The organism is Bradyrhizobium sp. USDA 4506 (assembly GCF_054058795.1).
In genome coordinates this window covers 8,233,385-8,254,519 of the sequence record NZ_JBSSBM010000002.1, presented here as the reverse complement: position 1 = coordinate 8,254,519, position 21,135 = coordinate 8,233,385, and the positions used below count along the sequence as shown (strand labels likewise).

The window sequence follows — 21,135 nt, the reverse complement described above, 5'->3', positions numbered from 1 at the left end:
ATGACCGCACATACGCCCTTCGAGGCCTCCGATGTCTGTCACCTTGACCATGCCGGAACTGTACGACTGGCGACTTAAGCCGCCGTTAGCGCGATGCTCCCATGCGTCGCAGCGTGGCAAGCGCCGATAGCGGGAAAATCGCGTCGTGCGGTCTCTGCTGCAACACTTCGATCATTGCCGAACTGTTTTCACGACATCGACATTTCGATCATCGCCGAACTCGGTTCGCCGAATGATCCACTATCTCTCGCGTTGCGGTTCGGCCGGCAGGACGGTTGGCGCGAATCATCTGGAGGCGAACATGAAACGTTCGGAAGTTTCGACCACGACGATGATCCTCACCCGACGATCGGCCATCGGCTCGTTCGCGATCATGGCGATCGCCGGCGTCTCGCCCTGGGCCGGATCGCAAGCTCGATCGGAGCACAGCAACGGAGGAATGCCAATGAAGCACTATGCGATGAGCACGAGAACCATCAGCGACGCGATCAACACGTCAGGCCTTCTGGTTGTGGCGCAATGGGAAGCCAAGGAGGGACAGGCCGACAAGGTCGCGGAAATCCTCGACGGCTTCCTGCCCGAGGCGCAGAAGGACCCCGGCACCAAGCTGTTCCTGATCGGCCGCGGCAAGGATAATCCGGCGCAATTCCTGTTCTACGAATTGTTCCAGGACGAAGCGGCGTTCAAGGCACACCAGGACAGCGCGGCTTTCAAGACCTACATCGCGGAGCAGGCGCTGCCGCTGCTCGCCAAGCGCGAGCGGTCGCAATACGCGCTGCTGTGAAGAAAAGCGCGGCGGGGAGGATGGTAGAGCGTTTTCGAGCGAAGTGGACCCGGTTCGCGTGAAGAAAACGCGTCAAAACAAGAAGCGAGAGCTTCGGTTCTGATTCGATCAGAACCGAAGCTCGTCCTTCCCGCCGGCGCGGGTCAGATCGACGCGCCGCTGTTGCCGAGCGTTGCGCGCAAGCCGGCCCGCTCGGGCGGCCTGCGCCAGAAGCCGACGATCGAGATCCGCGACAGCACCGCCGCCTCGAGGCTCTCGACCTGGGTTCGGAGCCGAAGCGCGCGTTTCTCGACGAGATGCCAGGACGCGACGGCGACGCCGAAGGCGAGCGGCAGGCTGATCAGGAGGTTCAGATACCAGTGCTGGACCGGCGGGCCGAAGGTGGCGACGCATTGCTGGATGACGAAACCGTAGAGATAGAGCCCGTAGGAGTAATCGCCTGACGAGACGATCCAGCTCCGCCGCGGATTCATCAGGCCGAGATAGCAGGCGACATAGGCGGCCGGCACGGGAGCCAGCGCGTCGCCGCGCCCGGTCGCCATGCCGGCGGCGCACAGCACCAGCGCCAGCAGGCACACCGTGCGGTTGAACGGCACCTTGTCGCGCCAGAGGTAGAAGCCGACGCCGGCAAGGAAGCAGAACACCAGAAGGTGCGGGCGAAGCTGGATCGGTACCTCGTCCCAGCGCCAGATGTCGTAGACGATGAGCCCGATCTGGGCGATCACCATGAACCCCAGGAACGCCACCCGGTTGAAGCAAATCGTGAGCACGGCGAGCAGCGCCAGAATGACGTAGCACCACAGCTCGTACGGCACGGTCCAGAGCTGGGCGTTCACCAGATCCGGCAGCGGATTGTGCAGGAATACGCCCGGCAGCTCGTAATGGATGTCGCCGACGATATTGAGAAAATAGGCGTGGAATTTCGGATCGGCGACATATTGCGCCAATGGCAGCTCGGTGAAGACCGAGCCGATGATGATTGCCGACAGCGTGGTTTCGACCGCGAGCGCCGGCCCGATCCGCAGCACGCGCAGGCCAAGGAAGGAAATCAGGCTCTTGCACCGGAGCAGGCTTGCGGTCACCAGGAAGCCGCTCAGGGCAAAGAACAGCGCAAGGATCATCGCGACGCCGATGCGCAGCGTGCTCTGGATTTCCAGCGCGCGGCCGAGCCCAAGCGTCACGTTCGTGCTGTGCAGGCCAATGATCGACGCCGCGAGCGCGATCCGCATGTAATCGAAACCCGCGGGCCGATTGCGCGAAAGCGCCAGCTGATCGGCCAGGCTGGACATCGATGTGCTCCCGAAGACATGCATCTGCGGAAAATACCGAGCAACAGTCTAAGGCCGTGTAAATGGGTCCGCGCTGTAATTGCAGCGACGCGCGGGCGCCGGCCACCGCGCAAGGATCGGTTAAGGTTATCGGCTGGCTAGGGCGATCCGTCGAATTGTATCGACCGGCCCTCGCGCGTTGGTGGCCCTGGGCGCACGCTCACGCATGCTGGCCTCGGGGCCAATAGCTGAGGTAGCTCCTGATGCCCTCGAAGCAGACTTGTTATCGTCATTCGGCAACCGTTGATTTGATCGCGGCTCCGCCAGGAGAAACCACCACGATGCACATCAAACTGACAGCCATCGTGCTGCTCGCCATGATCGCGCCGGGACAGGCGGGTGCCGCCATGCTCACCGACGCCGAGGCGACGTTCCTCGACCAGCTCGCTACCGCAGCCGCGGTGCTCGAACAACGATGCACCGGCTATGAGGCCAATGGTGCCGGCGGCGTTCAAACGGGCGCCAGACTTCTCGGCAGCCCCGACGCCGCGATGGCCATGATCAATGCGTTCGACGCGGCCATCAAGGCTCACGACGGCAATGACTACGATCCGCGCAAACTCCGCCCCGAGGTGTCCGAAGCGGTCGGCAAGACATTCATGCGAGTCCGGGCGGCTTTGATCACAGACCCGGAACGGGCCTGCGCCGCCTTTGGCGATAGCGGCGCGGCGTCGGGGCTACTCAGACGGTACTGAAGCGCGATGAGATCGGGTTGAATCGTCATCGCGCTTTAGCTCTTTGTTTGACCATGATCTTTTCGGAAAACCGCTTCGCACTTTTCCGGATCATGCTCTAGAACCGCGGGATATCCGGGAACGCCAGCTTGCCGGCGTGGACATGCACGCGGCCGAGCTCGGCGCAGCGGTGCAGGGTCGGAAACACCTTGCCGGGGTTGAGCAGGCCCCCGGCATCGAAAGCGCATTTCAGCCGCTGCTGCTGGTTGAGGTCGATCTCGGTGAACATGTCCGGCATCAGGTCGCGCTTCTCGATGCCGACGCCGTGCTCGCCGGTGAGCACGCCGCCGAGCTCGACGCAGCAGCGCAGGATGTCGGCGCCGAACGCCTCCGCCTTCTCGATCTCGCCCGGCTTGTTGGCATCGTAGAGGATCAAGGGGTGCAGATTGCCGTCGCCGGCGTGGAACACATTGGCGACGCCGAGGCCGTATTTCTCCGAGAGGTCGCGGATCCGCGCCAGGGCCTTCGGCAAGGCACCGCGCGGGATGGTGCCGTCCATGCAGAGGTAGTCCGGCGAGATGCGCCCGACCGCGGGGAACGCCGCCTTGCGGCCGGCCCAGAACAGATTGCGCTCGGCCTCCGAGGTCGAGATCTGGCAGGAGGTCGAGCCGCAGCCTTGCGCGATCGCCTCGACCCGCTTGATCAGCTCGTCGACCTCGACCTGGGGGCCGTCGAGCTCGATGATCAACAGCGCCTCGACGTCCAGCGGATAACCGGCGTGAACGAACGCCTCCGCGGCGTGGATCGCGGGCTTGTCCATCATCTCCATGCCGCCCGGGATGATGCCGGCGCCGATGATCCGGGCGACGCATTCGCCGGCCGCCTCGACCTCGGCGAAGCCGACCATCAGCGCGCGCGCCGTCTCCGGCTTCTGCAGGATGCGCACCGTGATCTCCGTGATGACGCCGAGCAGCCCTTCCGAGCCGGTGATAATTCCCATCAAATCATAGCCGGCATTCTCGGCCGACTTGCCGCCGATGCGCAGGATCTCGCCACTCATCAGCACGATCTCGCAGCCGAGCACGTTGTTGGTGGTCATGCCGTATTTCAGGCAGTGCACGCCGCCGGAATTTTCCGCGACATTGCCGCCGATCGAGCAGGCGATCTGCGACGACGGATCGGGCGCGTAGTAGAAGCCGGCATGGGCGACCGCCTGGCTGATCGCGAGGTTGGTGACGCCGGGCTCGGTGACCACGACGCGGTTCTCGAAGTCGATCTCGCGAATCCGCTTGAACTTGCCGAGCCCGAGCAGCACGCCGTCGGCAAGCGGCAGCGCGCCGCCGGACAACGAGGTGCCGGAGCCGCGCGGCACCACCTTGATGCCTTGGCCCTGGCAATATTTGAGCACCTTTGACACCTGCTCGGTGGTATCGGGCAGCACCACGACCATCGGCGGCTGCCGATAGGCGGTCAGGCCGTCGGATTCATAGGCCAGCATCTCGGCGGCGCTGTCGATCACGCCCTCGCCCGGGACGATTGCGCGCAAGGCGGCCACGATTTCGGCGCGGCGAGCGAGGACGGCCTGGTCGGCCGCCGGCATCATGATGGACATCGTTGTTCCCTCGGCTGGGCTTTTGCCCTTCGCCGATTTGTTACGACAAATCAATCACGTCTGCACCTGTTTCAGTGCACCGGCCGAAGGTCGGATTGCCCCACCCCGCAATGGCGAGTTCTCTCTCGGACAAGCGGGCGGCCGCGAAACCTGTCAAAGTTTCGTGGCTTGTCCTGTCCAAGCCGGACATGCCACAAACGATCACTACCTCCCGGGACGAAACGAAGAGAACCCCATGAACCTAAAGACCTTGAGCGCGCTGGCGGTCGTCACATCGCTGGCTTCCGCATCCTCCGCGCTGGCGCAGGATGCCGCCGCCGGCAAGACCTCGTTCAATAAATGCCTCGCCTGCCACGCAATCGGCGAAGGCGCCAAGAACAAGGTCGGCCCCGAGCTCAACGGCCTCGACGGCCGCCATTCCGGCTCCGCGCCGGACTACAATTATTCCGATGCCAACAAGAATTCCGGCATCACCTGGAACAAGGAAACCTTCCTCGAATACATCAAGGATCCGAAGGCCAAGATCCCCGGCACCAAGATGGCATTCGCCGGCATCAAGAACGAGAACGAGGCCAACAATCTCTGGGCCTACGTCTCCTCGTTCGACAAGGACGGCAAGCAGAAGTAATCGGCGGTATCGGTCGCGCTGTCCGCCCGGCGCCAATGCCGGGGCGGAGGTTAGAACGGGGATGGCCTTTCTTCGAAACGCCATCCCCTTCTGGCTCTCTGATTTGAACATGATCTCCGCGCAGACGCGTCCCGCGTTTGTCGCGAGGGAAAATCGCCACGCACTTTTCCGCATCATGCCCGGCCGCCGCGATCAGCGCGGCAACAGATTGGTCTTGGCGAGATCGACCACCTCGTCGCCGCGGCCGCTCATCACCGCGCGCAGCACCCACAGGCTGAATCCCTTTACCTGCTCGAGCGTGATGGTCGGCGGCATCGACAGTTCCTGCGTCGCGGTCACGACGTCGAGCACGGCCGGGCCGTCATGCGCGAGCACGTCGCGGATCGCGCCCTCGAGCTCGCCGGGATCCTCCACCCTGACGCCGTGAATGCCCATGGCGCGGGCCATCGCCGCAAAATCCGGATTCTTCAGATCGACCCCGGTCTCGATGAAGCCGGCGGCCTTCATCTCCAGCGCGACGAAGCCGAGCACGCTGTTGTTGAAGATCACGACCTTCACCGGCAGCTTGGCCTGGGTCAGCGTGATCAAATCGCCCATCAGCATGGCGAAGCCGCCGTCGCCAGACATCGACACCACCTGCCGTCCCGGCTGCGCCGCCTGCACGCCGATCGCATGCGCCATCGCATTGGCCATCGAGCCATGGACCCAGGAGCCGACCAGACGGCGGCGGCCGTTCATTTTCAGATAACGCGCGGCCCAGATCGTCGGCGTGCCGACGTCGGCGGTGAACACCGCATCCTCGCTCGCCTGCTCGCTCAACAGGCGCGCCAGATATTGCGGATGGATCGGCTTCTGGCCCGGCTTGCCGCGGGCGAGATCGTCGAGCCCGGCGCGGGCGTCCTTGTAATGCGCGAGGCTGGCATCGAGATGCTTGCGGTCGGTCTTCACATGGAGCTTCGGCAGCAGCGCGGCGATGGTCTCGCCGACCTCGCCGACGATGCCGAGATCGAGCTTGCAGCGGCGGCCGAGATTTTCGGGGCGGATATCGACCTGCGCGATGTTGATGCCGGTCGGGAAGAACTGCTTGTAGGGAAAATCGGTGCCCAGCATCAGCAGCACGTCGCAGCCGTGCATGGCGGCATAGCCGGAGGAAAAGCCGATGAAGCCGGTCATGCCGACGTCGTAGGGGTTGTCGTATTCGACATATTCCTTGCCGCCGAGCGCGTGCACGATCGGGCTCTTCAGCGTCTCGGCAAGCTTGATCAAGCCGTCATGCGCGCCGGCGCAGCCGCGGCCGCAGAACAGCGTGACGCGCCGCGCGCCGTTGAGCAGCGCCGCCAGCGCGTTCAACTCGTTATCGGCCGGACGCACCACCGGCGCCGGCGGCAGCAGGCCGGCATTCGGTGCGATGTCGCGTTTCGGCGCCGTCCGCATCGCGACGTCGCCCGGCAGCACCAATACGGCGACACCGCGCTTGCCGACCGCGGCGCGGATCGCGTTCTCCAGCATGTAGGGCAGTTGCGCCGGATCCGACACCAGTTCGCAATAATGGCTGCATTCGCGAAACAGGTCCTGCGGATGCGTCTCCTGGAAATATCCGCCGCCGATTTCAGCGGAGGGGATCTGGGCCGCGATCGCCAGCACCGGCGTGCGGCTGCGATGCGCGTCGAACAGGCCGTTAATAAGATGCAGATTGCCCGGACCGCAGGAGCCCGCGCACACCGCTAGCGCGCCCGTGATCTGGGATTCGGCGGCGGCGGCGAACGCGGCCACCTCCTCGTGACGCACATGCAGCCAATCGATCGTGCCGCGCTTGCGCAACGCCTCGGTCAGGCCGTTGAGGCTGTCGCCGACGACACCATAGATGCGTTTGACGCCGGCCTGGGCAAGGGTTTCAGCGATGAGGTCGGCAATGTTGTCGATCCGCATGAGAGGTGTCCTTTGCTGCAATCCGAAACCGCGTGGGCCGCATGATGTTCGGCGCCACGCGGCGGCGCAAGCCTTGCCGGATCACATTCGCGCGGCGCAAACGCGCGGCAGCTATTGCGCCGTCGCCACGTCCGGCACCATCAGGCCGGCCATCGTTTCGATCTCGGACGCCACAACATCGGGCGCGACGTATTGCACCATGTGGCCTGTGTCCGGCAGCACGATCAGCTTCGCGTTCGGCGCCGATGCGGCGAGCGGCCGCGAGTGGATGCCGGTCGAGACCGTCTTGTCGACGTCGCCCGAAATGATTGACAGCGGCGCCCTGATCTCGGCATAGCGCGGGGCCTGTTCGACAACGGCCGCCTTCAGCGTGACGAGGTCGCGCGCATTGCCGATGAACTCGCGCGGACGCAGCAGGAGCAACGACTCGCTGTCGCAGGCGAAATCGGCCGGCACCGGCTGCGGCGCGAACACGCCGCGCGCGGCCGAATTGGCGACGAGGAAACCGAGCGGCAGCGTGATCGTGTGCGCGAGCAATGGCCCGATCAAAGGCGTCGAGATCACATCATTGTAGCGTCCGGCGCCGCCGCGCCACGGATAGGCGACGGGCGCGAGCAGCACGAGGCCGGCGACGCGGTCCGGATGATCCAGCGCAATGCGCAGGGCGAGCGCGCCGGCCCAGGAATGCGCCACCACGATCGCCCGTTCGACGCCGAGCCTGGTCAGCGCCTCCACGATCATCCGGGCCTGGATCGCGGGCGTCGAATCCGCGACGCGCTCGCGGGTGCTCCAGCCGTGACCCGGCCGGTCGATCAGGATCACCCGGCGCGCTTTGGCAACGCGATCGCCGAGCGGCTGCATCGCGCGGAGATTGGAGCTTGCACCATGCAGCATCACGACCGGCGGCCCGACCGCGTCGCGCGGGCCGAGTTCGACCACATGCAGCCGCGCGCCGGCCACATCGATCATTCGCCCCTGAGGCGGGAAGCCGCGCTGGATCAGCAGGGCGCCGATTTGCGTCACCAGCGCCAGGGCCAGCCCTGCGGCCGCCAGCGCAATGATTGCGGTCAACATCGAGGGGATCCGAAAGGTCTTAGGCACCTGATTGGGCACCTGACAATTACGACGAAGCCGAAATCAGGTTTCGCGCGGATGTACCCCCTGCCAGGGCATGCTCTTGTTCGCAAAGCCAATTGTCGATTATCCGGCTCGCGCCCGGCGCGGAGTTGTCCACAATGCGCCCAGCCTGTGGATAGCGGGTTCATACCTGCGTCATTAGTCATTTCATAGATTGGCGGTGGCAATTTCGCCATCAGACGCGAGGCTTCATCGAAACCGGGACGCCACTGGAACGCTTCCTGGTTTGTACACAGTATCCACAGGAACCGGCGTCCGCATGACGAGTTCAACGGGAAGTAATCGGAGGAGTACCATGATTTCCGACCCTAGCGATGCGGCCATCGATCAGATCGTGGCGAGCTGCAATGGCGACCTGCGCGGCGCCCTGAAGGCACTGTTGCTGGTGAATGAGCACCTGGAGGCGGAGCTTCAGCAATTCTATGCTGCCGTAGCCCAGGACACCGCGTCCCGCGGCAAGTTCTTGCACTAGCCTCCTGCGCCGGACCGTACCGCGGGCAAGCATCAAGCTCGTGCGCAACGTGCCCATTCGCGGCCATCGCCCCACGATCGCGATCAATCGCACGCAATCAGATATCGCGGCCTTCGACCTTTTCGGTCAGCTGCTTGACGATCTGCGGCACCTTCTCGAGGTAGGGATCGACAGCCAGCGCCTTGCGGAAGGCGTCGAGCGCACGCTTGTCGTCGCCCATGTCCTGCATGATCATGCCGACGCCCGCCAGCGCGCCGAAATGGCGGGGTTCACGGGTCAGCACCTGCTGCAGGTCTCCCAGCGAACGAACGTAATCGTTCTTCAAATAGTAGATCGTCGCGCGCCGGTTCCAGGCCTCGACATAGTCGGGCCGGAGCTTGATCACCGCGTCCAGCAGCTTCAGCGCGACATCGACATTCTGGGCGTCGATCGCCGCCTTGGCGCGCACCATCAACAGCGCCGCGGTATCGCTCGGGGTTTGCAGCCACAGCGCCCAGATCCGCGCCTCGACATGGCGGGCACTGTCCTCGTCGGGCGCGGCCTTCAGCGCGCCGAACAGGAAATCCAGCCCGCGGGTCCGGTCGGCCGGCACCTTCGGCAGCTTGGTCGGAGCTTCAGGTAGTTTTTTCTGGGCCCTGGGCGGCGGGACCACCCGCGGATCGTCCTGCGCGACGGCTGCAACTGGCATGGCCAGAAGCGCGGCGATCAGGATCGCCAGCCGGCGGTTGGTGGGCCCCAGGAACTTGAATCCGAGCTTTAATCCCATGGCCGAAGTCTAGACGCACAACGCCGCACTGCAAAGCAGCGCGGCGTCAAAGACCTGTGAAGGAAGGATCGGAATCGGCCGGCGATCCGGGCGGGATCGGCCTTGTCGATCAGATTTGTCGGATCAACCCTGGCGCGCCTTGAAGCGGCGCTGGACCTTGTTGATCACGTAGACGCGGCCCTTGCGGCGAACCAGACGGTTGTTGCGATGGCGGCCGCGCAGCGACTTGAGCGAGTTACGGACCTTCATGGGACAATCCTGTTACTTCGAAAGGCCCGTGTTGGAGGCCGTACCTGATCAATGCCAATATTTGGCAAAATGGGATTTATCCCGACAAGCGGCCTGCCGCCCGGGACGGCCGGGTTCTAAGCCATCGGACCGTTAAATGTCAACCGAGACGGGCCGATTTTCGGGCCTGACCCGGCTTGGAACCCGCGCCAGGCACCGCGCCACGCCATTGAGATTGCTTTGGAAACGGCAACGGCCACAATTATCCGGACCAACGACGGACCCGCCATCGCCTTTTGACGATGGCGCCACGGCCGCCGAATCGAGTTTTCGTCCTCCTCGCGCCCGCCCCGACCGTGACCGAACCGGACTTTGCGCCGGATTGAGCTCGGCGCGGGGCCATAAGCCTTCAACGCCACGGCGCTTGCGAAAATCGTTATATCATATAATTATTTTCCATCACCAATGAACACGCCGCCGGGGAAACCGAATGCCCAAGCTTAAACTGCCCGACATCGAAAAGGTCACCGCGATCGACATCCACACCCATGCCGAGGAGCCGTGCGGCATGCATGGCGACGACGGTTATGACGACTTCCAGGCGCAGATGGCCGACTACTTCAAGTCGCCGCACAAACATCCGCCGACCGTGCCGGAGACCGCGGCCTACTACCGCGCCAAGAACATCGCCGCGGTGATCTTCCCGGTCGACGCCGAGCGCGAGACCGGTTTCCGCCGCTACAACAATCACGAAATGCTCGAGGCCGCCTCCGACCATCTCGACGTGCTGATCCCGTTCGTCTCGATCGACCCGCACAAGGGCAAGCTCGGCGTCCGCGAGGCCCGCAAGCTGATCGAGGAATACGGCGTCCGCGGCTTCAAATTCCACCCGACCATGCAGGGCTTCTACGCCAACGACCGCATGGCCTATCCGCTCTATGAAGCCATCAATGACGGCGGCGCGATCGCGCTGTTCCACACCGGCCAGACCGGCGTCGGCTCCGGCATGCCGGGCGGCATGGGGATGCGGCTGAAATATTCCAACCCGATGTACATGGACGACGTCGCGGCCGATTTCCCCGACCTCAAGATCATCCTCGCGCATCCCTCCTTCCCCTGGCAGGAAGAGGCGCTGTCGGTCGCGACCCACAAGCCGAACGTCTATATCGACCTGTCCGGCTGGTCGCCGAAATACTTCCCGCCGATCCTGGTCCGCTACATCAACTCGATCCTGCAGGACAAGATGCTGTTCGGTTCCGACTGGCCGGTGATCACGCCGGACCGCTGGCTCGCCGACTTCGCCAAGCTCGACATCCGCGAGGAGATCCGGCCGAAAGTCATGAAGGCCAACGCGCGGAAGATTTTGGGGATCTAGAGCATGATCCGGAAAAGTGCGAAGCGGTTTTCCCTCGCGACAAACGCGGAACGCGTTTGCGCGGAGATCATGGTCAAACAAGGAGATGAGATCATGATGCGATTCCGTGGAAGCGCATCATGATCTAAGGGAGTATTGTCGGCGGCAAGCTTCGGAGGTGGTTCATGACGAACTTCACCGGACTTGCCACCCTCTCCGCACTCCTGATCGGAAGCGCAGGGCTCTGCTGCGCGGCACGCGGCGGGCAGCCGCCCGCGTTCGTCGAATTCGAGAGCCCGCTTGCAAGTGCACAGCCGCTGCAAGGCTATCTGCGAACACCCGATGGACCGGGCCCCTCGCCCGCCGTGGTGCTGCTGCACGGCTGCGGCGGCTTCTTCAAGCAACTCGACGAACGCTGGGGCAAGCGGCTGGCGGCCTGGGGCTATGTCACGCTCACGGTCGACCGGTTCGGGCCGCGCGGCATCATCAGCGCCTGCACGGGCGGTGCGCCGGCCGCAACCGTCCATGACGCCTATCGTGCGCTGAGCTATCTCGCGCGGCAATCGGCGGTCGATCCCGATCGCGTCGCGGTGGTCGGGTTCTCGCAAGGCGCCTGGCTCGCCCTGCTCTCGGTCGAGCGTGGCGCGATCGAACATAACGCGGCAGAGAAATTCCGCGCGGCCGTCGCGTTCTACCCGCCCTGCCTCAGCATCAAGGGCGACATGACGGTGCCGACGCTGATCATGGTCGGCGAGCTCGACGACTGGACGCCGGCCAATGAGTGCCGGACCCTGGCCGAGGGCCGCGACGACTACGGCATCTCCCGGCAGAATAGTGCGGGACACCCGATCGAGCTGATCGTCTATCCCGGCGCCTATCACGGTTTCGACGTGCCACATTACAGCACGCCGGTGCAGCTGCTCGGTCATCACCTCGAATTCAACGAGGTGGCCAGGGATCAATCCATCGACGCACTCAGGAAATTCCTGTATGCGACAATCGGCGGGCAAGAGAGATCACAATGACCATCAAGGCAATCGTCTTCGACGCCTACGGCACACTCTACGACGTCCAGTCGGTGGCCGACGTCACCGAGGATGCGTTTCCCGGCTATGGCGACATCATCACGCAGGTCTGGCGCATCAAACAGCTCGAATACTCCTGGCTGCGTTCGCTGATGCGGCGCTACCAGGATTTCGCCGTCGTAACGCGCGACTCCCTCGCCTACACGCTGCGCTGCCTCGGCCTGCAATATGACGCGGCGACCTTCGCCCGCATCATCGACAAATATCAGCATCTGGCGCTGTATCCGGATGCGGTCGGCGCGCTCGAGGCGATGAAGGACAAGAAGCTCGCGATCCTGTCCAACGGCAGCCCCGACATGCTGAATGCACTGGTGCGCAATTCAGGCCTCGACCGCGTGCTCGATGCGACCATCAGCGTCGATGCCCACAAGGTGTTCAAGCCGGCGCCGGAGGCCTACACGCTGATCGAGGAGGTGCTGAAAGTACCGCCGGCGGAGGTGCTGTTCATCTCGTCCAATCCGTGGGACGCCTGCGGTGCCAAGTCGTTCGGCCTCAACGTCGCCTGGATCGAGCGGGTGACGCCGCAAGCGATGGCGCTGGCCTGCGTCGAAAGCGAGACGGTCGCCCCATTGACGATGTTCAAGGCGCTACGTACCCAGATGGACGAGCTCGGCGTCGTGCCCGATCACCGGATCCACGGTCTCTCCGAACTTCCTGCCCTGGTGTCTGCCAGATCCTGACTAGCAAGGTCCTGAACAACATGAGCCTCGAGTCCGTCCGCGCCTTCTTCGCCGAGAAGGCGCCCGAAATCTCCGTGATCGAATCCAACACGAGCTCCGCGACCGTCGTGCTGGCGGCGGAGGCCTATGGCGTCGAGCCGGCGCGGATCGCCAAGACGCTGAGCCTGCGGGTCGGCGACCGCGTGGTGCTGATCGTCGCCGCCGGGACGTCGCGGATGGACAACAAGAAGGTCAAGGCGGCGTTCGGCGGCAAGCCGAAGATGCTTGGCCTCGACGAGGTCGCCGACATCACAGGCCACGAGGTCGGCGGCGTCTGCCCGTTCGGGCTGAAGACGCCGCTGCCGGTCTATTGCGACTTATCGCTGAAGGCGTTCGATGTCGTGGTGCCGGCGGCAGGCTCGACCCACAGCGCGGTCCGCATCACGCCCGACAGGATGGCGGAGCTGACCGCGGCCGAATGGGTCGACGTCTGCGAAGTCAGACCTGGGGATTAGTCCTCATCGTCGAACGGCGGCCGCGATGGCGCCGGCTGCATCGGCTGTGGTGCGCGCGGCCGCTGCTGCATCTGCGGCTGCTGCGGCGCGCGGCCCTGCGCTTGCGGCTGCTGGGCCCGGCCCTGCGTCTGCGACTGTTGCGCGTTTGATTCGAACACGGCACGACAACTGTTGGAAAGTTGCGGCGTGTTCTGCCGCAGGCAAGCCACGATACGCTGCACGTCGGGCACTTGGTCGCTGCAGAGCCGCCACACGTCCGGTGTGCACGCCATCTGCTGTTCCCAGGTTCCCCGATACTCCTCGGCGACGGCGGCCGTTGCCGTGACAGCTCCGCCGATCGCTATGGCAAGGCTCAGGACGATCCGCTGCGATCGCATGTCGGGCTCCCGTTGTTCCAGATACTGGCCCGCGCGCGCATGTTCCCGCGCCGCGATTTGCTCCAAAGCTGCCCAATGAATGCGGCCAAGGATCGTTCGCGCGGACAACTAAAAGTGAAGAGAGTTTGTCCCGGGAGTTCCCTATTCGACCTTGCCGATCTTCTTCACCGCCGCGATCAACCGCGCGCTGTCGTCTGCAACAAATTTTGAGAACGCCGGCGCGTCCATATAGGCGACCGGACTGCCCGCAGTCTCGAAAGTCTTGATCACCTCCGGCGCCTTCACGGCATCAGCCATCGCCGCGCGCAGCCGCTCCATGATCGGCGCCGGCAGCGCTGACTGCGCGAACAGTCCCGCCCAGATGTAGAACTCGACGTCCTTGTAGCCGAGTTCCTTGAAGGTCGGCAGATCGGGGAAGCTCGCAATCCGCTCGGCGCCCCAATTGGCGAGCACGCGCATCTTGCCGTCCTCGACCTGCTGCTTGAGCGTGCCCGGCGCCGACGCCAATGCCTGCACGGTGCCGGAAAGCAGCGCGGTGAGCGCCGGGCCTGCGCCGCGGAACGGCACATGCAGCAGCTTTATTCCTGCGCTTGCCGCGAACATCTCCATCGCGACATGCAGCGTGCCGTACGGACCGGACGAGCCGTAGGGGATCTGTCCCGGGCGTTTCTTCGCGTCGTCGACGAATTCCTGCAGTGTCTGCCACGGTGCCGAGGCCGGCACCGCCAGCAGCGTCGGGTCGGCGAGCACGCGCGCGATCGGCGCGAACTGCGACACCTCATAGGCCACCGGGCGATCGAACAACCGGTCGGCCTCCGGCAGCACCGCGAGCGAGGACAGCGTCATCAGCAGCGTATAACCATCGGGCTCGGCGCGCGCGGCCTGCGCATTGCCGATCGATCCGCCTGCTCCGCCGGCGCGATTGTCGACGATCACGGGCTTGCCGAGGATGCGCTCCAGCGCGAGCGCCACCGGGCGCGCCGCTAGGTCGGCCTGGCCGCCGGCCGGAAACGGCACGATCATCGTGATGTTGCGGTTGGGATAGGCGCGTTGCGCAAACGCGGAGTTGGCGAGCGCAGTCTGCACAAGCGGCAATGCGGCGGCGGCGCGCAGCAGTTCGCGGCGATTCATCGAGAGCTTCTCCCCAATCATCTTTTTTGGCGATCGCAACCGATCGCGATGCCGCAGTCAGAGCCGCGGCTTGGTCGCATCGTGCAGGAGCGGAGCGCTGATCTCAAGCGTCCCGCGCGTCGCATCCGACGCCGACTGACCGATGGGGAAGATCGAGCCTGGTCGGGCCGAGTGCATGCTGAGATTCGATCGAATAACGACGGCGCTGTGCTCCCTCTCCCCGTTCTTGCGGGGAGAGGGTTGGGGTGAGGGGCTGCCTCCGCGTAAACGGCGACAGTTGGACTTGTGGAGGCTCCCCCTCACCCGGAACGCATCTAACGATGCGTTCCGACCTCTCCCCGCACGCGGGGCGAGGTAAAGCTGAATCCGCTGCGCGATGTGATGTAAGTCATCTTGCTCTAACGCTTGCGCGCCGCCCTGCGGGTCTTTCCGACCGACCGCTTGCTGGCCGCGCCGCGCTTGGTCGCGGTCTTCTTGCTGGCGGCCGCGCGCCGGACCGGAGCAGCCGCGGCCGGCCGCTTGCGCGCCACCGCCTTCTTCGGCGCCTTCCTGGCCGTTTCCCTCGCAGCTTTCTTGGCGGCCTTCTTCGCTGCTTGCGGACGCGCGCGGCGCGCGGTTGTCGCGCCGCGGCGCCGCGTGCTGCTGCCTCCGATCGGAACGAGGTGGTCGTCGGCATCCAGTGTGAGTTGCTGGAGCGGAAACGCCGGCAGGAAGCTCGGGTCGTTGTAGAGCTTGCTCAAACTGTCCTGATCGAACTTGCCGCCCTGCCCGCGGTCCTCGCCCGCGCCGGCGCGCCAGGCCGCTTCCCAGACCCGGGCCAGGGCCTTGGCACCATCCTGCATGCAGGCCGCGGTGGCATCCTTCAGCTTCGACCACAGCGCCTCGACCTGGCCGCTGCCCATGTGGGAGTTGAACAGGTTGACGATGGTCATCGGCGGCAGCCGCTTCACGGTCCGCTGCATCAGCGCGACCACGGCAACCGCGGCGTCGCGGCCGGTCGGGGTGCCGCCCGGGACGATCTCCGCGACGTCGCTGGTCCTGGCGTCAGGGATCATCTTGATGAGATCCTTGCCGTGGCGGCCGATCATCGTGGTCTCGTACACGCTGTGCACCTTGGCATGCGCCTTGTCGTTCGGATCGAGGCCATGGTGGAATTGCGAGATATGCAGCGGCTGGCAGGCATCGCCGATGTAATGTGCGACGATGCCCGCGGCGCAGACGAATTCCAACTTCTTGTTGGCGGCGGCATACTCGACCATCTCGTCGAAAATCTGCCAGACCCGGAACGGCAATGCACCGCGCCGGTCCTCGCCGATCCCTTCGTAATAGTCGTTCCAGACCTTCGGATCGACGCTGCGCGTCGACTCCGCGCAAAGATCGAGCAGCGTCTTGCCGTCCCTGCCGGGCTTGTCCATGTCGGCGAAATGGTTGCTTTCGTCGGTGTGCCGGGTGAAGCGCCAGACCAGGTCGGCGACATCGGCCAGCGGCGAGAACGTGCCTCGCTGATGCGGCTTGAGGTCGACGAGCAGCTTGTCGTCGAGGCCGATATTGTCGGCATTGGCGTCCATCATGGCGGCAAGCTTGGGAAGCTTCGCGGCAATCAGACCGGTCGCGTAGGCGCCGATCTTGACGTGACCCCATTCGCCCCAATACTCGGTATGGCCCGCGTTCCAGTCGCCGATCAGTTCGACATCGAGCTCACGGCACAGCGTCGACATGCAGATGCCGAGCGCGACCTGCATCGGGACCTTGCCGCTCGATCCGAACAATTCCTGGCCGCCCCATTCGAGCGCCAGGGGACTGAGGATCCGCGCGCCGCTGGCGTTCTTCTTGGCGTCCGGATCGTCGACAAACCAGACCGTGCCGGAGTCGCCCGGATAATTGTTGAGCGGCGTGTCGCCGTCGCGCGGGCCGATCACGAAATCGCTGACATATTCCACGCCGCCGACGGTCTTGTAGCGATAGAACAGGCCGAGGATCTTGCCCTTCATCAATCCGCTGGTCGCACCGAACGCGATCAGCGGCTGGTTGATGATGTCGAGACGGAAGGTGCCGACATTGAGGTCGACGACGTCGCCGACCTGGCCGACGCCGTAAACCTGTGCGGTCCAGCCCTTGACGTCATCGACGCGGATCAGGCCGGCATCGAGATTGGCCACCACGCGCGAGCCGGGCCAGCCGGGATAGACCTCGCTGAAGGCGCGCTTGCCGAGTTGCAGTGCATCGCTGATGCCGAGGCGGCGGTCGGTGTTCTTGAAGCCGGCGAAGATCTCGCGGCCGGCGGCGCCGACCACGTGACGGTTGGAGAGCGCAAACACCGTCTCGCCATTGGTGACGAGACAGCCGATCGAGCCGCGGTGGATCTTGCCCTGGATCATGGTCTGCACCGGAAAGCCGCCGCCGACCAGATCGCTCTTGAACACCGGCGGATCGACGGTGCCGGGACTGCCCTCGTTCGGATCGACCTTGACGACGCAGGTGGGCACGACGCGACCATCCGGCAGATAGAGGAACGGAGGCACCAGCTGGTCCTGCTTCTCGGGATGGTTCTTCAGCTCGGAGCGCTTCATCCAGTCGCGGACGAAGACGAGGATGCAGGGCCACGACCAGTCCTTGACCGACGAATTGAACAGCGTGCGCGGTCCGAGTGCCTGCGGCTTGGAGTGCGCCTTTCTTTCCGTCGCGTTGCGGTCGTTGTCCCGGATCAGATAGCGGCCGATCGCCGTGGCGTAGACCGATTGCAGATGTGCCAGATGCACGTGATAGGCCTCGCGGGCATCGAGCAGATCCTTCACCGACAATGACGTGAAGTCATGCTTGGTCAGATCAATCATCTGGTTCCTCCGAAAATGCGCTTTGCGGCAACACCGGTGCAGGACGCAGAAATAGACGATCGCGGCAGCCCTCGATCGTGGGTTAGTTCACATAAGCAATACAATTTAAAAGGGATGACACGAATGTGACGGGGCGGGCCGGATGTCCCTCCACCGCTCCGCGTGCGGATTTCTATTTCCGCTGCGCGCGCCCTTTGGCGAAATGCTTCGCCAGGAAATCCGCCAGCACCTCGACGCGCGCGGGCCGCGGGCCGCCGGGCGGGGTGACGAGATGCACGGCGCCCTCGGGCTGCTTCCAGCCTTTCAGGATCACCTCGACCTCGCCGCGCGCGATCGCATCGCCGACGATGAAGTCGGGCAGATCGGCGATGCCAAGACCGGCGAGCAGCGCGGGCATCACCGCCTCGCCATTGTTGACCCGGAGCTGGCCGGCGGGACGCACGCTCGCCTGCTCGCCCGACGCGTTGGTGTAGTGCCAGACGCCCTGAGTCGAGAGATAGGCGTAGCCGAAGCATTTGTGCTCGGCGAGATGCATCGGATGGGTCGGCCGGCCGTGGCGCTTCAGATAGGACGGCGCGGCCACGGTGTAGCGCGGCATGCCACACAGCCGCCGCGCGATCAGTGAGGAGTCCGGCAGCCGCGCGATGCGCAGGCCAGCATCAAAGCCCTCGCCGATCAGATCGACCGTGGCGTCGCTCAAGTGCAGGTCGATCGAAACCTCCGGATAGGCCTCCATGAATTCCGGCAGCAGCGGCGCCACCGTCTTGATGCCGAAGCTCATCGGCACTGCGAGCCGCACCAGGCCGCGCGGCGTGGTCGATTGCGCCAGCGCCTCGTTCTCGGCGGCCTCGCCATCGGCGAGCAGCCGCGCGGCGCGCTCCGACAATTTCTGGCCGGCATCGGTCAGCGCCAGCCGCCGCGAGGTGCGGTTGAACAGCCGGGCGCCGAGCCGCTCCTCCAGCCGGCTGACCGCCTTGGACACCGTCGCCTTGGACAGCGAGAGCTCGGTCGCGGCCGCCGCAAACGACCGTAATTCCACGACTTTTGCGAAGATCGCGAGCGCCTCGAAGTCCGGCAGTTTCGACATGGGCCGCTGTCCTGATTGCTCAATACTGGAAACAATAAGTTTCAATAGTTTCTATTTCTATACCACGGCCGGAGGCATATCCAAGTGCCATCAAATTCAACCGATGGAGAAATCCAATGACAAAGAAGCTCTCAGGCAAGGTTGCCCTCGTCACCGGCGGCTCGCGCGGCATCGGCGCGGCCAGCGCCCGTGCACTCGCCGCGGAAGGTGCGAGCGTCGCGATCAGCTACGTCGCCTCTCCCGAGAAGGCCGAGGCCGTGGTCGCCGAATTGAAGGGCAAGGGCGTCAACGCCCGCGCCTACAAGGCTGACCAGGCCTCGTCATCCGATGTCGATCAGCTGGTGAAGACCGTCGCCAAGGATTTTGGCCGGCTCGACATCCTGGTCAACAATGCCGGTGTCGCATCCGGCGGCGCGGTCGACGACCCCAAGGCCGACACCGCGACGCTCGCCCGCCAGGAGGCGATCAACATCAACGGCGTGATCACCGCGATCCGCGCCGCCTCCAAGCTGATGGGCGAAGGCGGCCGCATCGTCACCGTCGGCTCCATGCTGGCGAACCGCGCCTCGTTCCCGGGCCTTGCCGACTACGTCGCTACCAAGGCGGCCGTCGTCGGCTACACCAAGGGCGCGGCGCGCGACCTCGGACCGCGCGGCATCACGGTGAACGTGGTGCAGCCCGGCTCGATCGACACCGACATGAACCCGAAGGACGGTGGCGAGTTTGCCGAGACGCAACGCTTGCAGCACGCGCTGCAACGCTTCGGCCGCCCGGAGGAAGTCGCAGCGGGCGTCGTGTTCCTGGCAAGCCCGGAAGCCTCGTTCGTGACCGGCACCGTGCTCAACGTCGATGGCGGCTTCGGCGCCTGATCGCAAAATTTTCTGGAGACGCCGGGCGCGGTGCGCCCGGCCTGCTCCTCAACATCGACATCAAGGGGAATGACCATGATCGAACTCAGACCATTCGCAAAGCTTGGCGGCGCCGACCACGGCTGGCTGAAGGCCAAGCACCACTTCTCGTTCGCGAGCTACTACGATCCCGATAATGTCAGCCACGGCGCGCTGCGCGTCTGGAACGACGATGAGATCGCGCCCAACTCCGGCTTCCCGGCACATCCGCACGCCAACATGGAGATCATCACCTATGTTCGCGAAGGCGCAATCACGCACCAGGATTCGCTCGGCAACAAGGGACGTACCGAAGCCGGCGACGTCCAGGTGATGAGCGCCGGCAGCGGCATCCGTCACTCCGAGTACAATCTGGAGCCCGCGAAGACCAAGATCTTCCAGATCTGGATCGAGCCGACGACGAAGGGCGGCCACCCGACCTGGGGCTCCAAGCCGTTCCCGAAGGCGGACCGCTCCGGCAAGCTCGTCACTATCGCCTCGGGTATCGACGGCGACGACGACGCGCTGCCGATCCGTGCCGATGCGCGGGTGCTCGCCACCACGCTGAAGGCCGGCGAGAGTGCGGAATACGCGGCCGACAAGGCCCGTCACCTCTATCTGGTGCCGGCGGCCGGCAGCATCGAGGTCAACGGCGTGCGCGTCAATGCCCGCGACGGCGCCGCGATCCGCGACGAGGCCAAGCTGAAGATCACCGCGCTCGAGGATGCCGAGCTGGTGCTCGTCGACGCGGCCTGATCACCACATCCACACTCGTCATGCCCGGGCACCCGGGCATCCATCGGGCTTCGCAAGGGTTCTTCGTTTGATGGATTGCCGGGTCAAGCCCGGCAATGACGGGGTTCCTTAACCTCACCCTACTGCCAAACCACAAGGAGGCCATCATGGCCAAGGTTCTCGTTCTCTATTACTCTGCCTACGGTCACATCGAAGCCATGGCGAATGCCGTCGCGGAAGGCGCGCGCGAAGCCGGCGCCATCGTCAACATCAAACGCGTCCCCGAGTTGGTGCCGGCCGAAGTCGCCAAGGCCTCGTACTACAAGCTCGACCAGGCCGCGCCGATCGCCAAGATCGACGATCTCGCCAACTACGATGCGATCATCGTCGGCACCGGCACCCGCTTCGGCCGCATGGCCTCGCAGATGGCCAACTTCCTCGACCAGGCCGGCGGCCTCTGGGCCAAGGGCGCGCTGCACGGCAAGGTCGGCGGCGCCTTCACCTCGAGCGCGACCCAGCATGGCGGCCAGGAGACCACGCTGTTCTCGATCATCACCAACCTCCTGCATTTCGGCATGACGGTGGTCGGCCTGAACTATGGCTTTGCCGGACAGATGAAGCTCGACGAGGTCACCGGCGGCGCGCCCTACGGCGCAACCACGATCACCGGCGGCGACGGCAGCCGCCAGCCGAGCGAGAACGAACTCGCCGGCGCCCGCAATCAGGGCCGCGCGATCGCGGAGACCGCGAGGAAACTTCACGGCTGATGCGACGGGGGCGGCATTCTCGTTCGCGATTGCCGCCCCTACCAAAGTCGCGACGTCGTTCCCGGACAACGGCGCAAGAGCGATCGCTGCTCGAACGCCAAGAGACGCCAAGAAAGGCCGATAATCGACGTAATAGGCGTCCATGC

21 protein-coding genes are annotated in these 21,135 nt (G+C 64.6%); 11 read left to right on the top strand and 10 right to left on the bottom strand.

Annotated features, from left to right (window positions below):
* The first annotated feature begins 301 nt into the window (after positions 1 to 301).
* Complete coding sequence (locus tag ACVIHF_RS41015; RefSeq protein WP_225162242.1) at positions 302 to 784, top strand: putative quinol monooxygenase; 483 nt, start codon at positions 302 to 304, stop codon at positions 782 to 784.
* Between the two features lie 143 nt (positions 785 to 927).
* Here ACVIHF_RS41015 and ACVIHF_RS41010 read toward each other — a convergent pair whose 3' ends face one another.
* Complete coding sequence (locus ACVIHF_RS41010; RefSeq protein WP_456793743.1) at positions 928 to 2,073, bottom strand: acyltransferase family protein; 1,146 nt, start codon at positions 2,071 to 2,073, stop codon at positions 928 to 930.
* Between the two features lie 320 nt (positions 2,074 to 2,393).
* Here ACVIHF_RS41010 and ACVIHF_RS41005 point away from each other — a divergent pair, with 320 nt between their 5' ends.
* The gene (locus ACVIHF_RS41005) at positions 2,394 to 2,807 is read left to right on the top strand and encodes a hypothetical protein (RefSeq protein WP_456793742.1); all 414 of its coding nucleotides are present in this window, start codon (positions 2,394 to 2,396) and stop codon (positions 2,805 to 2,807) included.
* Between the two features lie 97 nt (positions 2,808 to 2,904).
* On the opposite strand, the gene ACVIHF_RS41000 is transcribed toward ACVIHF_RS41005, so the two are convergent.
* Positions 2,905 to 4,398 carry an FAD-linked oxidase C-terminal domain-containing protein gene (locus ACVIHF_RS41000; protein WP_456793741.1) on the bottom strand — a complete coding sequence of 498 codons (1,494 nt, stop codon included), beginning with the start codon at positions 4,396 to 4,398 and terminating at the stop codon, positions 2,905 to 2,907.
* A gap of 235 nt (positions 4,399 to 4,633) precedes the next feature.
* Here ACVIHF_RS41000 and cycA point away from each other — a divergent pair, with 235 nt between their 5' ends.
* Complete coding sequence (cycA, locus tag ACVIHF_RS40995) at positions 4,634 to 5,026, top strand: cytochrome c-550 CycA (protein ID WP_018269764.1); 393 nt, start codon at positions 4,634 to 4,636, stop codon at positions 5,024 to 5,026.
* Positions 5,027 to 5,218: 192 nt separating this feature from the next.
* On the opposite strand, the gene poxB is transcribed toward cycA, so the two are convergent.
* Entirely contained in the window at positions 5,219 to 6,955 is a 1,737-nt protein-coding gene (gene poxB, locus ACVIHF_RS40990) for a ubiquinone-dependent pyruvate dehydrogenase (protein WP_456793740.1), read from the bottom strand.
* 111 nt (positions 6,956 to 7,066) lie between these two features.
* Entirely contained in the window at positions 7,067 to 8,029 is a 963-nt protein-coding gene (locus ACVIHF_RS40985; protein ID WP_456793739.1) for an alpha/beta fold hydrolase, read from the bottom strand.
* A 358-nt stretch (positions 8,030 to 8,387) separates the two neighbouring features.
* On the opposite strand from ACVIHF_RS40985, the gene ACVIHF_RS40980 reads away from it, so the two are divergent.
* Positions 8,388 to 8,564, top strand: a complete 177-nt coding sequence (locus ACVIHF_RS40980) for a hypothetical protein (RefSeq protein WP_018269760.1) — start codon at positions 8,388 to 8,390, stop codon at positions 8,562 to 8,564.
* Positions 8,565 to 8,661: 97 nt separating this feature from the next.
* On the opposite strand, the gene ACVIHF_RS40975 is transcribed toward ACVIHF_RS40980, so the two are convergent.
* Both ACVIHF_RS40975 and ykgO read right to left on the bottom strand, forming a co-directional pair.
* Positions 8,662 to 9,330: a tetratricopeptide repeat protein gene (locus tag ACVIHF_RS40975; RefSeq protein ID WP_225162236.1), complete on the bottom strand. Its 669-nt coding sequence runs from the start codon at positions 9,328 to 9,330 to the stop codon at positions 8,662 to 8,664.
* A 123-nt stretch (positions 9,331 to 9,453) separates the two neighbouring features.
* A complete protein-coding gene (gene ykgO, locus ACVIHF_RS40970; RefSeq protein WP_002718645.1) occupies positions 9,454 to 9,579 on the bottom strand; it encodes a type B 50S ribosomal protein L36 in 126 nt (41 codons plus the stop codon).
* Between the two features lie 469 nt (positions 9,580 to 10,048).
* On the opposite strand from ykgO, the gene ACVIHF_RS40965 reads away from it, so the two are divergent.
* The 4 genes from ACVIHF_RS40965 to ACVIHF_RS40950 all read left to right on the top strand — a co-directional run bounded on the left by ACVIHF_RS40965 (position 10,049) and on the right by ACVIHF_RS40950 (position 13,171).
* The gene (locus tag ACVIHF_RS40965) at positions 10,049 to 10,933 is read left to right on the top strand and encodes an amidohydrolase family protein (RefSeq protein WP_438077701.1); all 885 of its coding nucleotides are present in this window, start codon (positions 10,049 to 10,051) and stop codon (positions 10,931 to 10,933) included.
* Between the two features lie 164 nt (positions 10,934 to 11,097).
* Positions 11,098 to 11,937: a dienelactone hydrolase family protein gene (locus ACVIHF_RS40960; RefSeq protein WP_456793738.1), complete on the top strand. Its 840-nt coding sequence runs from the start codon at positions 11,098 to 11,100 to the stop codon at positions 11,935 to 11,937.
* Positions 11,934 to 12,677 (top strand): haloacid dehalogenase type II, encoded by a 744-nt coding sequence (locus ACVIHF_RS40955; RefSeq protein ID WP_225645662.1) that lies wholly within the window; start codon positions 11,934 to 11,936, stop codon positions 12,675 to 12,677. Before ACVIHF_RS40960 ends, ACVIHF_RS40955 begins: the two co-directional genes overlap by 4 nt.
* 20 nt (positions 12,678 to 12,697) lie before the next feature.
* Positions 12,698 to 13,171 (top strand): YbaK/EbsC family protein, encoded by a 474-nt coding sequence (locus ACVIHF_RS40950; RefSeq protein WP_456793737.1) that lies wholly within the window; start codon positions 12,698 to 12,700, stop codon positions 13,169 to 13,171.
* Here ACVIHF_RS40950 and ACVIHF_RS40945 read toward each other — a convergent pair.
* The 4 genes from ACVIHF_RS40945 to ACVIHF_RS40930 all read right to left on the bottom strand — a co-directional run bounded on the left by ACVIHF_RS40945 (position 13,168) and on the right by ACVIHF_RS40930 (position 18,600).
* Positions 13,168 to 13,548 carry a hypothetical protein gene (locus ACVIHF_RS40945; RefSeq protein WP_168856521.1) on the bottom strand — a complete coding sequence of 127 codons (381 nt, stop codon included), beginning with the start codon at positions 13,546 to 13,548 and terminating at the stop codon, positions 13,168 to 13,170. The genes ACVIHF_RS40950 and ACVIHF_RS40945 overlap by 4 nt on opposite strands.
* 141 nt (positions 13,549 to 13,689) lie before the next feature.
* On the bottom strand, positions 13,690 to 14,679 hold the full coding sequence (locus tag ACVIHF_RS40940) for a tripartite tricarboxylate transporter substrate binding protein (RefSeq protein ID WP_456793736.1): 990 nt from the start codon (positions 14,677 to 14,679) through the stop codon (positions 13,690 to 13,692).
* A 398-nt stretch (positions 14,680 to 15,077) separates the two neighbouring features.
* On the bottom strand, positions 15,078 to 17,513 hold the full coding sequence (locus ACVIHF_RS40935) for a Nal1-like putative serine protease (RefSeq protein ID WP_456793735.1): 2,436 nt from the start codon (positions 17,511 to 17,513) through the stop codon (positions 15,078 to 15,080).
* 172 nt (positions 17,514 to 17,685) lie between these two features.
* Positions 17,686 to 18,600: a LysR family transcriptional regulator gene (locus tag ACVIHF_RS40930; protein ID WP_016846155.1), complete on the bottom strand. Its 915-nt coding sequence runs from the start codon at positions 18,598 to 18,600 to the stop codon at positions 17,686 to 17,688.
* A 116-nt stretch (positions 18,601 to 18,716) separates the two neighbouring features.
* Between ACVIHF_RS40930 and ACVIHF_RS40925 the strand changes: the two genes are divergently transcribed.
* The 3 genes from ACVIHF_RS40925 (at position 18,717) to wrbA (ending at position 20,989) form a co-directional block, all read left to right on the top strand.
* Positions 18,717 to 19,469 (top strand): SDR family NAD(P)-dependent oxidoreductase, encoded by a 753-nt coding sequence (locus ACVIHF_RS40925; protein ID WP_456793734.1) that lies wholly within the window; start codon positions 18,717 to 18,719, stop codon positions 19,467 to 19,469.
* 75 nt (positions 19,470 to 19,544) lie between these two features.
* Entirely contained in the window at positions 19,545 to 20,243 is a 699-nt protein-coding gene (locus ACVIHF_RS40920) for a pirin family protein (RefSeq protein ID WP_092086905.1), read from the top strand.
* A gap of 146 nt (positions 20,244 to 20,389) precedes the next feature.
* Positions 20,390 to 20,989, top strand: a complete 600-nt coding sequence (gene wrbA, locus ACVIHF_RS40915) for an NAD(P)H:quinone oxidoreductase (RefSeq protein WP_456793732.1) — start codon at positions 20,390 to 20,392, stop codon at positions 20,987 to 20,989.
* Positions 20,990 to 21,135 lie beyond the last annotated feature (146 nt).

Coding starts and splice junctions, on each gene's coding strand:
- ACVIHF_RS41015 (WP_225162242.1), top strand. CDS start 302: ATGAAACGTTCGGAAGTTTCGACCACGACGATGATCCTCACCCGACGA.
- ACVIHF_RS41010 (WP_456793743.1), bottom strand. CDS start 2,073: ATGTCCAGCCTGGCCGATCAGCTGGCGCTTTCGCGCAATCGGCCCGCG.
- ACVIHF_RS41005 (WP_456793742.1), top strand. CDS start 2,394: ATGCACATCAAACTGACAGCCATCGTGCTGCTCGCCATGATCGCGCCG.
- ACVIHF_RS41000 (WP_456793741.1), bottom strand. CDS start 4,398: ATGTCCATCATGATGCCGGCGGCCGACCAGGCCGTCCTCGCTCGCCGC.
- cycA (WP_018269764.1), top strand. CDS start 4,634: ATGAACCTAAAGACCTTGAGCGCGCTGGCGGTCGTCACATCGCTGGCT.
- poxB (WP_456793740.1), bottom strand. CDS start 6,955: ATGCGGATCGACAACATTGCCGACCTCATCGCTGAAACCCTTGCCCAG.
- ACVIHF_RS40985 (WP_456793739.1), bottom strand. CDS start 8,029: ATGTTGACCGCAATCATTGCGCTGGCGGCCGCAGGGCTGGCCCTGGCG.
- ACVIHF_RS40980 (WP_018269760.1), top strand. CDS start 8,388: ATGATTTCCGACCCTAGCGATGCGGCCATCGATCAGATCGTGGCGAGC.
- ACVIHF_RS40975 (WP_225162236.1), bottom strand. CDS start 9,330: ATGGGATTAAAGCTCGGATTCAAGTTCCTGGGGCCCACCAACCGCCGG.
- ykgO (WP_002718645.1), bottom strand. CDS start 9,579: ATGAAGGTCCGTAACTCGCTCAAGTCGCTGCGCGGCCGCCATCGCAAC.
- ACVIHF_RS40965 (WP_438077701.1), top strand. CDS start 10,049: ATGCCCAAGCTTAAACTGCCCGACATCGAAAAGGTCACCGCGATCGAC.
- ACVIHF_RS40960 (WP_456793738.1), top strand. CDS start 11,098: ATGACGAACTTCACCGGACTTGCCACCCTCTCCGCACTCCTGATCGGA.
- ACVIHF_RS40955 (WP_225645662.1), top strand. CDS start 11,934: ATGACCATCAAGGCAATCGTCTTCGACGCCTACGGCACACTCTACGAC.
- ACVIHF_RS40950 (WP_456793737.1), top strand. CDS start 12,698: ATGAGCCTCGAGTCCGTCCGCGCCTTCTTCGCCGAGAAGGCGCCCGAA.
- ACVIHF_RS40945 (WP_168856521.1), bottom strand. CDS start 13,548: ATGCGATCGCAGCGGATCGTCCTGAGCCTTGCCATAGCGATCGGCGGA.
- ACVIHF_RS40940 (WP_456793736.1), bottom strand. CDS start 14,679: ATGAATCGCCGCGAACTGCTGCGCGCCGCCGCCGCATTGCCGCTTGTG.
- ACVIHF_RS40935 (WP_456793735.1), bottom strand. CDS start 17,513: ATGATTGATCTGACCAAGCATGACTTCACGTCATTGTCGGTGAAGGAT.
- ACVIHF_RS40930 (WP_016846155.1), bottom strand. CDS start 18,600: ATGTCGAAACTGCCGGACTTCGAGGCGCTCGCGATCTTCGCAAAAGTC.
- ACVIHF_RS40925 (WP_456793734.1), top strand. CDS start 18,717: ATGACAAAGAAGCTCTCAGGCAAGGTTGCCCTCGTCACCGGCGGCTCG.
- ACVIHF_RS40920 (WP_092086905.1), top strand. CDS start 19,545: ATGATCGAACTCAGACCATTCGCAAAGCTTGGCGGCGCCGACCACGGC.
- wrbA (WP_456793732.1), top strand. CDS start 20,390: ATGGCCAAGGTTCTCGTTCTCTATTACTCTGCCTACGGTCACATCGAA.